The sequence below is a fragment of the Paracraurococcus ruber genome (genome assembly GCF_004353985.1).
Lineage (GTDB): Bacteria > Pseudomonadota > Alphaproteobacteria > Acetobacterales > Acetobacteraceae > Paracraurococcus > Paracraurococcus ruber.
Genome location: NZ_SMOA01000179.1, coordinates 1 through 11777, shown reverse-complemented (window position 1 = coordinate 11777; position 11777 = coordinate 1). Strand labels below are relative to the sequence as shown.

At 75.9% G+C, this 11777-nt stretch carries 13 protein-coding genes; 7 read left to right on the top strand and 6 right to left on the bottom strand.

Annotated features, from left to right (window positions below):
* Positions 1-138 precede the first annotated feature (138 nt).
* From E2C05_RS22860 to vapC, 3 genes are read left to right on the top strand one after another with little or no spacing between them, the layout of a single operon-like run.
* Positions 139-1449: a DUF445 domain-containing protein gene (locus E2C05_RS22860; RefSeq protein WP_133221961.1), complete on the top strand. Its 1311-nt coding sequence runs from the start codon at positions 139-141 to the stop codon at positions 1447-1449.
* Between the two features lie 41 nt (positions 1450-1490).
* Positions 1491-1727 (top strand): type II toxin-antitoxin system VapB family antitoxin, encoded by a 237-nt coding sequence (locus tag E2C05_RS22855; RefSeq protein ID WP_133221960.1) that lies wholly within the window; start codon positions 1491-1493, stop codon positions 1725-1727.
* A complete protein-coding gene (gene vapC, locus E2C05_RS22850; RefSeq protein ID WP_133221959.1) occupies positions 1634-2125 on the top strand; it encodes a type II toxin-antitoxin system VapC family toxin in 492 nt (163 codons plus the stop codon). The genes E2C05_RS22855 and vapC overlap by 94 nt, the downstream gene beginning before the upstream one ends.
* Here the strand turns inward: vapC and E2C05_RS22845 are convergent.
* The gene (locus tag E2C05_RS22845) at positions 2109-3479 is read right to left on the bottom strand and encodes an MmgE/PrpD family protein (RefSeq protein ID WP_158292308.1); all 1371 of its coding nucleotides are present in this window, start codon (positions 3477-3479) and stop codon (positions 2109-2111) included. The two genes, vapC and E2C05_RS22845, sit on opposite strands and share 17 nt — an antisense overlap.
* Positions 3480-3649: 170 nt before the next feature.
* Between E2C05_RS22845 and E2C05_RS22840 the strand changes: the two genes are divergently transcribed.
* The 3 genes from E2C05_RS22840 (at position 3650) to E2C05_RS22830 (ending at position 6453) form a co-directional block, all read left to right on the top strand.
* Positions 3650-4189 carry an MOSC domain-containing protein gene (locus E2C05_RS22840; protein WP_133221957.1) on the top strand — a complete coding sequence of 180 codons (540 nt, stop codon included), beginning with the start codon at positions 3650-3652 and terminating at the stop codon, positions 4187-4189.
* 588 nt (positions 4190-4777) lie between these two features.
* Positions 4778-5545, top strand: coding sequence for a histidine phosphatase family protein (locus E2C05_RS22835; RefSeq protein ID WP_133221956.1), 768 nt, complete (start codon positions 4778-4780; stop codon positions 5543-5545).
* On the top strand, positions 5542-6453 hold the full coding sequence (locus E2C05_RS22830; protein ID WP_133221955.1) for an NAD(P)H-hydrate dehydratase: 912 nt from the start codon (positions 5542-5544) through the stop codon (positions 6451-6453). The genes E2C05_RS22835 and E2C05_RS22830 overlap by 4 nt, the downstream gene beginning before the upstream one ends.
* 48 nt (positions 6454-6501) lie before the next feature.
* Here E2C05_RS22830 and E2C05_RS22825 read toward each other — a convergent pair whose 3' ends face one another.
* On the bottom strand, positions 6502-6879 hold the full coding sequence (locus E2C05_RS22825) for a hypothetical protein (protein WP_133221954.1): 378 nt from the start codon (positions 6877-6879) through the stop codon (positions 6502-6504).
* A 511-nt stretch (positions 6880-7390) separates the two neighbouring features.
* Between E2C05_RS22825 and E2C05_RS22820 the strand changes: the two genes are divergently transcribed.
* A complete protein-coding gene (locus E2C05_RS22820; RefSeq protein ID WP_133221953.1) occupies positions 7391-7969 on the top strand; it encodes a hypothetical protein in 579 nt (192 codons plus the stop codon).
* A gap of 115 nt (positions 7970-8084) precedes the next feature.
* Here the strand turns inward: E2C05_RS22820 and E2C05_RS22815 are convergent, their stop codons facing one another.
* From E2C05_RS22815 to E2C05_RS33275, 4 genes are all read right to left on the bottom strand, one after another.
* Positions 8085-9389, bottom strand: coding sequence for an alpha/beta hydrolase family protein (locus E2C05_RS22815; RefSeq protein ID WP_133221952.1), 1305 nt, complete (start codon positions 9387-9389; stop codon positions 8085-8087).
* Between the two features lie 742 nt (positions 9390-10131).
* A complete protein-coding gene (locus E2C05_RS22810) occupies positions 10132-11166 on the bottom strand; it encodes a DUF3618 domain-containing protein (RefSeq protein WP_133221951.1) in 1035 nt (344 codons plus the stop codon).
* Positions 11163-11567 (bottom strand): phage holin family protein, encoded by a 405-nt coding sequence (locus E2C05_RS22805; protein ID WP_133221950.1) that lies wholly within the window; start codon positions 11565-11567, stop codon positions 11163-11165. Before E2C05_RS22805 ends, E2C05_RS22810 begins: the two co-directional genes overlap by 4 nt.
* A gap of 12 nt (positions 11568-11579) precedes the next feature.
* A partial coding sequence (locus tag E2C05_RS33275; RefSeq protein WP_158292307.1) for a hypothetical protein occupies positions 11580-11777 on the bottom strand: 198 nt, incomplete at its 5' end.

The window sequence follows — 11777 nt, the reverse complement described above, 5'->3', positions numbered from 1 at the left end:
ACCGGCGCCGGCCGCCCCTGCCCGCCGGGGTCGCCGGCCGCGGCCCGGCGATGACCGTCCGGACGCCGCCACGCGGCCGGGCCACCCTGCCGCCCGAATGCGGCGGCGACGTCCAGGGGCACGCATGAAGGGCCACGCATGACCCGCTTTCCCCCGCCGGAGGGCGCCGACCGCCGCGCCGCGCCGCCCGACCCCGAGGCCGCGCTGCGCCGCACGCTGCGGCGGCACCGCGCCTTCGCCACCCTGCTGCTGGTGCTGATGGTCGGGATCATGGTCGGCGCCTACTGGCTGCCGCCGGGCTACTGGACCGACCTGCTGCAGGCCGCCGCGAAGGCGGGCGTGGTCGGCGGCATCGCCGACTGGTTCGCGGTCACGGCGCTGTTCCGCCGCCCGCTCGGCCTGCCCATCCCGCACACGGCCATCATCCCGCGGCAGAAGGAAAGGCTGGGCCAGGGCCTCGGCCGCTTCGTCGCCAACCACGTCTTCACCGAGGCCGAGGTGGAGCGGGTGCTGGGCCGGCTGGACCTCGCCGGCATCCTGCGCAGCTTCATGGCCGACCCCGCCACCGCCCGCCAGGCGGCGGAGGCGCTGTCCGCCACCCTGCCGAAGCTGCTGGCAAGCCTGGAGGATGGCCGCGCCCGCCGCCTGCTGGCCCGGCTGCTGCCGCGGCTGGCCGGCGGGCCGGGCGGCACCCGCATCGCGGCCCGCGCCCTGCGCAGCCTCGTCGAGGGCGGCCGCCACCAGGAGGTCTTCGACCTGGCGATCCGCGAGCTGCGCCGCCTGCTGGTGGAGAAGGAGGACCAGCTCCGTGGCGCCATCGAATCCCGGGTGCGGGAGGAAGGCGGAAGGCTGGTCGGCTGGGCGCTGGGGGCCGCCGTGGCCGGGCGGGTGCTGGCCTCGGTCAATGCCGAGCTGGCGCGGATGGAGGCCGACGACAGCGACCTGCGCCAGGCCTTCGAGACCTGGGTCCGCGCCGAGCTGGACCGGCTGGAGACCGACCCGGAGCGCGCTGCGGCGCTCGGCCGCACCCTGCGCCAGGCGATGACCCACCCGACGGTGACCGCCTGGCTCGGCGATGTCTGGACCCGGCTGCGGGCGGCGCTGGAGGCGGATGCCGGCAACCCGCAGGGCCGGACGGTGGCGCTGCTGGAGAGCGCCTTCGCCAATGCCGGCAGCCTGCTGGCCGAGGACCGGGCGGCGCGGGAGCGGCTGAACCGGGCGGTGCAGCGCATCCTGGTCACCATGCTGCCGGCGGCGCGCATCCAGCTCTCGGCCTTCATCGCCCAGGTGGTGGCCGGCTGGAACACCGACCAGGTGACCGAGAAGATCGAGCTGCGGGTGGGCCGCGACCTGCAGTATGTGCGCATGAACGGCACGCTGGTCGGCTTCTTGGTCGGCGGGGCGCTGTTCGCGGCGCTGACGGCGATCTTCGGGAAGATCGCCTTCTGAATCGATTTGTGTATCCCTACGAACCTCGATACACACAGAGCATGCGGACCAACATCGACATCGACGACGCCTTGATGGCCGAGGCCATGGCCCGCGGCGGCTACCCGACGAAGCGGGCCGCCGTGGAAGAAGGGTTGCGCATGATCGTCCGCCTGGCCCGGCAGCGGGAGGCCGCCGAAGGCTTGTGGGGCAGCGACCCGGACTGGCGGGACCCCGCCGCGGACCTGCCCGCAGACCTGCTTTCGGGCCTGCATGGGGCGCAGGCGCCGCTCCGCTGATCGCCGTCGACAGCAGCGTCCTGGTCGACGTGCTGCGCGGCGCGGCGACGCCCGAGGCGCGAGCCTTCCGGCGGCTGGCGGGGCGGGAGCCGATCGCCATCGGCGACATCGTGCTGCTGGAGGTGCTGCGCGGCGCGTCCTCGGAGGAGCGGGCGCGGGCGATCGAGGCGCGGCTGCGCGCCTTCGACCTGGTGACCATGCGCGACGACGCGCTGGCGGTGCAGGCGGCGGCCCATTATCGCCGGCTGCGGGCGCTGGGGGTGACCATCCGCGGCATGGCCGACCTCGTCATCGCCGCCTGGTGCATCGCCCGCGCCGTGCCGCTGCTGCAGCGCGGCCGCGACTTCGCCCCGCTGGCCACCCATTGCGGGCTGCGGCTCGTCAGCCCGGGGGGCTGAGGCAGGCCAGCAGCGGGCCGAGATCCGGCAGCGTCTCCAGCCGGTCCACCAGGCCGATCAGCGCCTCGGCGCCGGCGGGGTCGAGCGGTTCGGCGGCATAGGCCCAGCAGGACCGGAACTTCGCCAGGTGCTGCTCCCGCGTCAGCGGGTTGGCCGGGCTGGCCAGCATGGTCTCGACGCGGTGGGTCAGCACGCGGCCGTCGCGCAGCCGCACCTCCATCGCCTGCGGCAGCAGGGCGTTGGGGTTCGGGTCCTCGACGCGCGTGACCGTCACGCGCCGGGCGAGGTCGTAGGTGACGGGGTCCGCCAGCGCCGCGCCGCGGAACTGCGACAGCTCGATCCGCCCGTGCTGCAGCAGCTTGGCCAGCACGAAGGGCAGGCAGAGCCGCGCATAGGCGGCGCCCGGCGCCGGCAGGGCCGGCCGGTTGACCAGCTGGTTGATCAGCGGCGGCGCGGCGACGGAGATGCTCTCGACCTGCTCGGCCGTGAAGCCGTGCGCGGCCCGCAGCGCCAGCAGCGCATCCACGCCGCCATGGGTGGCGCGGCCGCTGGGAAAGGGCTTGTGGCTCAGCTCCGTCACGCGCCACACGCGGCCCAGCGCGTCCAGCACCTCGGCGCAGTCCCAGGCGCCCTCGAACAGCGGCAGGTAGCCGAAGCGGCCCTCGAAGGGCGCGTCGAGCCCGGCGAAGCCGGCCTCGGCCAGGTCGCAGCTCTGGATCGCGGCGCGGGCGTTGAAGCCGATCTGCATGGGCAGCAGCGGGCTGCCCTCGGCATGGGCCTGCATGGTGCCGCTGGCCTGGCCGAGCTGCATCCCGAAGGCGGCCATCGTCCGCGCCGCATCATAGCCCCGCAGCCGGGCCAGGCCGGCGACGGCGCCGAAGCCGCCGCTGGTCGCCGGGCGGAAGAAGCGCCAGCCCTGCCGCGCCGCGAGGCCGAGGCTGGCGGCGACATCCACCCCCGCGACCACGGCGGTGATGAGGTCGGCGCCAGAGACCGGCCGTGCCTCGGCCTCGGCGAGCAGCGCCGGCAGCAGCGTCGCCATGGCATGCAGCACCGCTCCCTCATGCAGGCTGTCGTATTCCTGGCAATGGACCTGGAAGGCATTGACCAGCGCGGCGGCGCCGGGGGCGAGGCGGGTGCCGGTGCCCCAGACCCGCGCCCCCTCCCCATCCCCCCAGCGGCGCGCGGTGGCCCGCAGCGGCGCCGCCTCCGGCACGCTGGACCCGGCGATGCCGACGCCGAGCGTGTCGAGGATGAAGGTCCTGGCCTGCTCCACCGCCGCGGGCGGGATGGCGGCGAAGCGCAGCCCGGCGGCATGGGCGGCGAGGCGGTGGGCGGCGTCGGGCGGGCTCATGCGCCGCATGATGCCGGCCTGCCGCCAGGGGTGCTACAGCGCCCTGCGTCCGGGATCGCACGCCGCCCCGGCCTGGCCCCGTGGCGTGCCGGCGGGACCGCGCAGCGCGCCTTGGACGCCGGACCGCGATCCCTTCGACCGCGCGGCCGGATGAGGGAAGGAGAGCCGGGATGCAGGCAGTGGTGGTCGCGGTGGCGCGCAACGGCGCGCACGCCTTCAGCAAGCCGGTGACGGGCTCGATCCGCCTGCTGGCGGGCCTCGGCGTCGAGGGCGACGCGCATCTGGGCGAGAGGGTGAAGCATCGGTCGCGCGTGGCGCGCGACCCGACGCAGCCGAACCTGCGGCAGGTGCATCTACTGCACGCGGAATTGCTGGCGGAGCTGGCCGAGCGCGGCTTCGCCGTGCAGCCGGGCGCGATCGGGGAGAATGTGCTGACCCGCGGCCTGGACCTGCTGGGCCTGCCGGCCGGGACGCGGCTGCGCATCGGCGCGGCGGAGATCCGGGTGACCGGGCTGCGGAATCCCTGCGTGCAGCTGGACCGCTTCCAGAAGGGCCTGATGGCGGCCTGCCTGGACCGCGCGCCGGATGGGTCGCTGGTGCGGAAGGCCGGCGTGATGGGCGTGGTGCTGGCGGGTGGCGAGGTGCGGCCCGGCGACGCGATCGAGGTACTGCTGCCGGATGGCGAACATCATCCGTTGCAGCCCGTGTAGCCGAAGCCGCGCCCGCGCGTTCGACGCCGCCGAAGCCGCCGATCGGCCCCGGCCAGGCATTCGTCCGGGCGCGCCTGATGCCGTCGCGCGCGCCGACGCGCCTGCGGCATGGGCGCGGCGGCGCGTCACCCGACCTGCGGCAACCGCGATCCGGGCGCCATGGCGTCGGGCGGCTCCGCTTCCGCCAGCCGCGCCGCCCTGCCAGCGGTGCCGCGGCGCGGGCCGGGAGACCTCGAAGGCCCCGGCCCGGCCCTGGCTCATCCGGCACCGCCGGGGTAGCCCGGCCTTGCCATCGTTGCGTGCCCTCCCGCGCCTCCCGCAGCCGCCGGATCGGCCCGCACCGCCTCCGGCGGGCGCCTGACTGGGTGGCCCACCAGCGCCCGCAGCCGGGGCGCGCGCACCCGCCCCATCCAGGATCCGCCGGGTCCGGTTGCCGAAGGCCCGGGCGCCAATGCGGCAGGCCGCGTCCGGCAGCGTCCGCAGCCGGCCGATCCGGCATGGCGGATCCGCCGGCCGCGCCGGGCGGCCGGTTACGCCCTGCCGCGGCTGCGCGGCGAACAGCCACCGCCCCGCCGCGTTGCGGCTGGCATGACGCAGCAACGCTGGCCGCAACGGCTCTGGGTGGTGCGGCATGGCGAGAGCGCCGGCAACCTGGCCCGGCGCGCCGCCATGTCCGCGGGGCGCACGCATATCGAGACCAGCGGGCGGGATGCGGATGTCCCGCTCTCGGCGCTGGGGGAGCGGCAGTCGCGCGCCCTCGGCCGCTGGTTCGCCGAGATGCCGGAGTCCGAGCGGCCCGATGTCGTGCTCACCTCGCCCTATCGGCGGGCGCGGCAGACCGCGGCCCTGATGCATGCCGCGGGCGGCCTCGTCGCCGCGCCGGCCGATTTCCAGCAGGACGAGCGGCTGCGGGAGAAGGAGTTCGGCGTGCTGGACCGCCTGACGACCCGCGGCATCGCGCGGCACCATCCGGAACAGGCGGAATTCCGCCGCGTGCTGGGGAAGTTCTACCACCGGCCGCCGGGCGGCGAATCCTGGTGCGACGTCATCCTGCGCCTGCGCAGCGCCATGGACGGCATCGCCTTGCGGCATGGTGGCGCGCGGGTGCTGATCGTCGCGCACCAGGTCGTCGTGCTCTGCCTCCGCTACCTGATCGAGGGCCTCGACGAGGAGGCGGTCCTGGCCATCGATGCCGAGGGCGACGTGGCGAATTGCGGCCTCAGCGAATACGGCTTCGACCCGGCGCGCGGGCGGGACGGCGGGCCGGTGCTGCTGCGCTGGAACTTCGTCGCGCCGCTGCATGAGCAGGGCGCGCCGGTGACGGCCGAGCCCGACGCGCCGGCGGGCGCCCGATGAGCGCGCCGGTCGAGGTGACGGAGGCTGTCCTGCGCGCCAGGCCGCTGCCCCGGCACGAGGAGGGCGAGGACAAGGATTCGCGCGGCCGCGCCCTGGTCATCGCCGGCAGCCGGGAAGTGCCGGGCGGCGCGCTGCTGGCCGCGCTGGGCACGCTGCGGGCCGGCGCCGGCAAGGTGCGCATCGCCACCTGCCGCAGCGTCGCGGTCCCGCTGGCGCTGGCGATGCCGGAGGCACGGGTGATCGGCCTGGCGGAGACGGCGGCGGGCGGCATCGCCCCCGCCGAGGCCGCGGGGCTGGCGGCGCGCGCCGAGGAGGCGGATGCGGTGCTGGTCGGGCCGGGCATGACCGATGCCGACGCCGCCGAGGCGCTGGCAGGCGCGCTGTTGGCCCGGGCCGCGGGGGCCGGGGTGCCTTTCGTGCTGGATGCCGTGGCGCTGCGGGCGTTGCGCCCCGGCGCCACGCCGCCCGGCCTGCGGGGCCGCCTGGTGATCACCCCGCATGCCGGGGAGATGGCGACGCTGCTCGGCATCCCGCGCGACGCGGTGCTGGCCGACCGGCTGGGCGCCGCGCGCCGCGCCGCCGCCGCGCTGCGGGCGGTGGTGGTGATGAAGGGCGGCGGCAGCTTCGTCGCCACGCCGGAGGGCGAGAGCTTCCACATCGCCCGGGGCAATGTCGGCCTCGCCACCAGCGGTTCCGGCGACACCCTGGCCGGCATCCTCGCCGGCCTGCTGGCGCGCGGCGCGGCGCCGCTCGACGCGGCGCTCTGGGCCGTGTTCCTGCACGGCGTGGCCGGGGAGCGCCTGGCGATGCGCCAGGGGCCGGTCGGCTTCCTGGCGCGCGACCTGCCGGCCGAGGTGCCCGGGCTGCTGGCGCGGATCGCGGCCGGGGAGGATGACCGCGGGGCGTGACCGCAGGCCGCCCCGGCCCTCGCCCGGCCCCGGCCGGCGCCGGGGTGGTCAATGCGTCGGCGGGGCGGGCACCGGGCCGGCATCGTCCGGGTCGGTCCAGGCGCCGGCCGGCGCTTCCACCTCGGGCGTCGGGTTCTCCGCCAGGATCTGCGCCGTCACCTCGTCGAAGGCATCGATCCGCGCCTCCTCCTCCGCCGCCTCCCCCAGGCCGAGCGCGGCGATGGTGCCGGCGACCACCCGCGCCGCCAGGGCGGCGCTCCGCTCGTCGCGGCATTCCACCACCGGCGCGATCGACTCGCCCTCCCCGCGGATGATCTCCACCAGCAGGAATTGCGGATTCTCGCGGCTGCCGGATTCCCAGATTCCTTCCTCCGTCCGGTGCATGGGCGTGATGGCGATGGAAAGCCCCGTGCTGCTGTCCGACATGCGCGGTCTCCTCGATCTGTGTGACGGCATCCAACCGGCGAACCCGGGCCCGCCGCAACCCTGGGCGGCGCGCGCCCGGAAGTGTGCCGATGGGCATGCTTTCCCGAACGTCTGGCCCGGACGCCCGGCGCCCGACGCCCAGGATGCGGCGAACATCCGGGCGTGCGCGGGGCTGCGGAACGGCGTCAACGCCGGGCGGCGCGATCCCGCTCCGCACCCCATGGCCCTAAGCACCCCATGGCCCTTAGCGGATCGCGGGGCGGCCGGCGCGCCCATCGCGTGACGCCGGGCTGCGACCGAACGGCTGCGGCGGTCCGGCGTTCGCCCGTGAACGCCACGTTGCACGCCGCCGTCCCTTCCTCCATCGGCGGCATGCATCGGCGGCCGCGGTGCCGCGCCCGGCCGCGATGGCGGCCCCGCACCCCCGCGCGACAGGCCGGCCGCGGCTGCGGCGCGGCATCCGGAGGCGGCCGCGGCCGTTCTGGGGCGGACCCGTTCCGGAGGATCGCCGATGCCCGCCCCGTCCGAGCAGCGCCTGTTCGATGCGCTCGCCACCCTGTCCCGCGCCTGCGCCGAGGGCGGCCTGCCCGAGGCGGGCGGGCCGCCGCCGGAGGATGCCGGCGTGACAGCCATGACCGGCATGGATGCTGAAACGCGGGAGGTGCTGGGCGAGGCCTCGCTGGCCGTCGCCTTCGGCGCCTTCGCCGACCAGGGCGGGGATGGCGGGCCGCTGCACATGTTGATCGGCGCCATGGCCCTGCTGGCGCTGCGCCAGGGCGAGGAGCCGGACCCGCCGGCCGAAATCATGGCCATCGTCGCCGACGACGCCCGGGTGGAGGCGGAGATCGACCGCGCCGGCGAGGCAGTGGACGCCGAATGCGGCCCCGACGCGCCGGCCGGCGCGGTGACGGCGGTGCTGGAGGCGCAGCTGCTCGGCGCCGCCATCCAGCTTGCCGGCTGCACCGTGCCGGAGGCCGGCGACCGCGGCGCCGCGGACCAGGCGGCGGTGCGGCTGCGCGCCGCCCGCATCCTGGCCCGGCTGGCGGCCGGGCTGATGGCGATGAACCTGGCGCATCCGCGCCCGGCCTGACGCGGCCCGGGCGGGACCGACGGCGCGGACCGCCGGTCCGCCGCAGGATGGTCCGCCGCGGCCGCCCGGCGCTGGCACGCCGGGCAGCCGTCGGCGGCGCCTCCCGCGCGCCGGCTCAGGCGATGACGCGGCCCTCGGCGATGCCGAATTCCAGGTAGTGCAGCAGCGGGTTCACCCCCGCCACCGCCACGTCCTGGTTCGCCGCCAGGTAGCTGCTGGTGTCGAATTCCGCGCTCGGGTCGCGCCCCTCGCTCCAGCCGAACAGCAGGTAGTGCACCAGCGGGTCGATGCCGGCGGCGGCGATGTCCGGGTTGTTCTGCAGGTAGAAGCTGGTGTCGAAGAAGGGGTCGGGGTCACGGCCTTCCTTGAAGCCGAAGGTCTCGTAGTGCTGCAGCGGGTTCACGCCGGCCGCCGCCACGTCCGGGTTGCCGGCCAAGTAGAAGCTGGTGCTGAACAGCGCCGAGGGATCGCGGCCTTCCTTGAAGCCGAAGCTGTCATAGTGCTGCTGCGCATTGACCCCGGCGGCGGCGACATCCGGGTTCTGCCGCAGGTAGTAGGCGGCATCGAACAGCGCCTCGGTGCCGCTGCCCGGGGTGCGGACCGCCAGCGCGCCCACTTCCCGCACATAGAGCGAGATCTCGTGCTGGTCCGGGTCGGCGGTGACCAGGCCGGCCACGCTGCTGATCGGGCCGGTGCCGCCGGCCTTGCCGGGCAGGTTCACGTCGGTGCCGGCATTCTCGTAATTCGTCGTCAGCAGCGGCACCGCGGCGCGGGCATCGTCGCTGGTCAGGCCGGGGAAGACATTCGCCGCCTGGTCGGCCACGCCCCGCGCAACCAGGTCGCTGCTGCCGAGCACATTGCCCACCGCCTGGCGGTTCTCCCCCAGCCAGACCGCCGGGTCGTCCACCACCACGTAGTTGGTGATGCGGGCATCCGGCGTATCCGTCACCAGCGCGCCCGGCGACCCGAAGGTGTCGGCGAACAGCGGCACGGGCAGCGTGCCGGCCGGATGCGCCGCCATGTAGAGCTGCGTCAGCGATCCGCCCAGGCTGTGCCCGGTGATCGCCAGCTGCTGCACCTGGCCGCCGGCGGCGAAGCTGTCCACCGCCGCCACCAGCTCGGCGAATTTGGCGTATTCGGTCGCCGGGTCGCGCAGGACGGCATTCGAATCCACGCGGTCATCGGCGCCGCGGAAGGCGACGACCAGGGTCTGCAGCCCGCCGAGCGTGCCGACGCCGACCAGCGCCGCGGCATTGTCGAAGCGGTAGACGCCGTTCTGGAAGCTCTCGCCCGGGGCATCGATGACGACGCCCAGCTGCTGCGCCGTCAGCGGCGTGAAGCCGGCCGGCAGCGTCCCCGGCGCGTCGAGGAAGGCGGCCTCCGAGAACTGGGCCAGGACGTAATCCCGTATGCTGGTCATGCCGTGCTCCTGCAGCGCGCCGGCGATATGGGGTGCCGGCGCATTCCGCCCGTCAACGTATCGGCCGGCCGCGGGATGCCGATGACGCCGGTGAAAGTTGCAGGATCGCGCAGAGTCCCATAGCGGACTCGGGCGGCGTTGCCGCGCGCCGCGCCGGCAGCGCCGGGCGGATGCCGCCGGCCACGCAGGCGGCATCGGATGCGCGCGCGCCTCGCACACGCGCCAGCGTGATGGCATGCCCCAAGGCGGCCAGCGGCGGGTCGGCGCGGGCAGGCCGGAGCCGCGCCGCCTGCCGCGCGCCGAGCCACCGATGCTCATCCGCCGGCAACAGGCCGGGATCCCTGAAACGCGCGGAAGTCGCCGCCACTTTCGGGGTCCCGACACGGTATGGGCGCCGCCATCGGCGAAGCCGGCACCGATGCGATCCACCCCCGGCAGCGCCGCGGGCGGCCCCTACCTCGCCGCGGAAGACGACACCGTGACCAGCCCCGCCGCCGGCCAGCGCCCCGCCAATCAGCCGGCGAGCAGGCCCTCCGGTTCGGCTGCGATCATGGTTACCGCAGATGATGCGCGCGGCTGCGCCGCATGGCCGCCCCACCGCGATGCGTCCGGACGGCAGCGCCATCCGGAGGCGCCGATGGCCGCGCGACCGCGGGCCGGCCATGCGGCCGCTGCAGTGCGGCGGCGTCGGAACGGGGCGCCGGCCGGATGGCCGGCGCTCCCCTCGGTCAGGCCGGCCGCGTCAGGCGGGGCCGCCGCGCGGCGCGGTCTGCGGCTCCGGCATCACCTTGGGCCGCTGCTGCTCGCCGGTGGGCAGGGCGCTGCGCGCCTCGCCGGCCAGGTCATGCGCAGCCTCGCGCAGGGCACCGCGGGTCTCGCGCGCCGCATCCGCGAGAGTCTCGCCCAGTCGCCCGGCGCCTTCCCCGGCGCCGCTTGTCGCCTGGCTCATGGCGGCCTGCGCCCGCTCCAGGTGCTCGCCGGCCTTGTCCTTCAGCCGCGCATAGCCCTCGCCGGTCGCCGACTGGACCCGATCGGCGACCTCGTCGCGGGCCTCGCCCATCAGCCGGTCCTCGGCCTCGGTGCCCGGCAGCAGCGCTCCCACCGCGGCGCCCAGCGCCAGGCCGAGCGCACCCAGCACCAGCGGCTGCTCGCGCAGCAGCCAGGCCGCGCCCTCGCGCGCCTGCGTGCCGAGCTCGCCGGCCTGCGACCGCAGCTCCTGCCCGGTATCGGCGACGCCCTGCGCCACGGACTGGCTGGCGCCGCGCAGGCTGTCGGCGACCGAGCCGGCCGCATCCCGCACGCTGCCGGCGGCCGAGGACGCGGCATCGGCTGCGCCGCGATAGGCCTGGCCCGCGCGGTCGATCGCCTGGTCGGCCGCGCCCGCGACACTGCCGCGCCCGGCGCCATCCGCCTCCACGCCGCCATGGACGCGGATGCGGGCATTGCCGGCCCCGACCAGGCGGGTGCCGCCCGCAAAGGATGCGTGGCCGGCGGTCCCGCCCGCGCCCCCACCCTTGCCGTTCAGCATCAGCCAGCCGATGCCGGCGCCGATCAGCAGCAGCGGCAGCGGGTTGTCGCGCACCTGGCCGCCCAGGTTGCGCAGCATGTCGTTGCCGCCGGAGCTGCGGACATAGTCCACCGCCTGCTCGAAGAGCTGGGCGGGCGAGGCGCGCTCGCGCAGCTCCTCCAGCGTGTTCGTCAGGCCGGCGCGGGTGCGCTCCACCTCGCGCTCGATCTCGGCGGCGGAGCGGTTGCCCGGATCGGTGCTGCTGCTCATCGGACCTGTTCCTTCGCCACCTGCGCATCGCGCGAGAGCTGCGTGGTCGTGCGGCTGGGCACGAGGTTGGAGGATTTGAGCTGCGCGAGCCCGCTGCGGACCAGCCCGTAGCCGAGCAGCGCCGCCAGCAGGCCGACGATCAGCTCGGCAAGGCCCTGGGCGATGCCGAAGGCGACGAGCAGCGAGACGAGGGCGAAGAGCAGCACGATCAGCGCGCCCAGCAGCAGCCCGCCGCCGGCGGCGATGGGCGTGACGGCGCCGCTGGCATCGCCGAGCTTCTCGCCGATCTCGGCGCGGGCCAGCCGCACCTCCTGCCGGACGAGGGTGGAGAGCTGGTTGATCAGGCTGCCGAACAGCTCGGGCAGGCTGCGGTCGCCGTCGCGCGGGATGTCGGATGGCATGTGCGCGCTCCCTCAGCCGGCCTCGGTGACGGGACGGGTCTGCCCTGCCTGCTGCGTGCTGCGCGCCGCGGCGCCGCCGAGCGAGGCGGCGGCGACCGTCGCCGGCTTCGGCGCCTCGTCCGGCCCGCGCTGCACCCAGCCGGGCGCACCGGCGGCGGTGTTCTGCGGCACCGCCTGGCCGCCGCCGATGGCCTGCGTGCCGGACCGGTC

Coding starts and splice junctions, on each gene's coding strand:
- E2C05_RS22860 (WP_133221961.1), top strand. CDS start 139: ATGACCCGCTTTCCCCCGCCGGAGGGCGCCGACCGCCGCGCCGCGCCG.
- E2C05_RS22855 (WP_133221960.1), top strand. CDS start 1,491: ATGCGGACCAACATCGACATCGACGACGCCTTGATGGCCGAGGCCATG.
- E2C05_RS22845 (WP_158292308.1), bottom strand. CDS start 3,479: ATGAGCCCGCCCGACGCCGCCCACCGCCTCGCCGCCCATGCCGCCGGG.
- E2C05_RS22840 (WP_133221957.1), top strand. CDS start 3,650: ATGCAGGCAGTGGTGGTCGCGGTGGCGCGCAACGGCGCGCACGCCTTC.
- E2C05_RS22835 (WP_133221956.1), top strand. CDS start 4,778: ATGACGCAGCAACGCTGGCCGCAACGGCTCTGGGTGGTGCGGCATGGC.
- E2C05_RS22830 (WP_133221955.1), top strand. CDS start 5,542: ATGAGCGCGCCGGTCGAGGTGACGGAGGCTGTCCTGCGCGCCAGGCCG.
- E2C05_RS22825 (WP_133221954.1), bottom strand. CDS start 6,879: ATGTCGGACAGCAGCACGGGGCTTTCCATCGCCATCACGCCCATGCAC.
- E2C05_RS22820 (WP_133221953.1), top strand. CDS start 7,391: ATGCCCGCCCCGTCCGAGCAGCGCCTGTTCGATGCGCTCGCCACCCTG.
- E2C05_RS22815 (WP_133221952.1), bottom strand. CDS start 9,389: ATGACCAGCATACGGGATTACGTCCTGGCCCAGTTCTCGGAGGCCGCC.
- E2C05_RS22810 (WP_133221951.1), bottom strand. CDS start 11,166: ATGAGCAGCAGCACCGATCCGGGCAACCGCTCCGCCGCCGAGATCGAG.
- E2C05_RS22805 (WP_133221950.1), bottom strand. CDS start 11,567: ATGCCATCCGACATCCCGCGCGACGGCGACCGCAGCCTGCCCGAGCTG.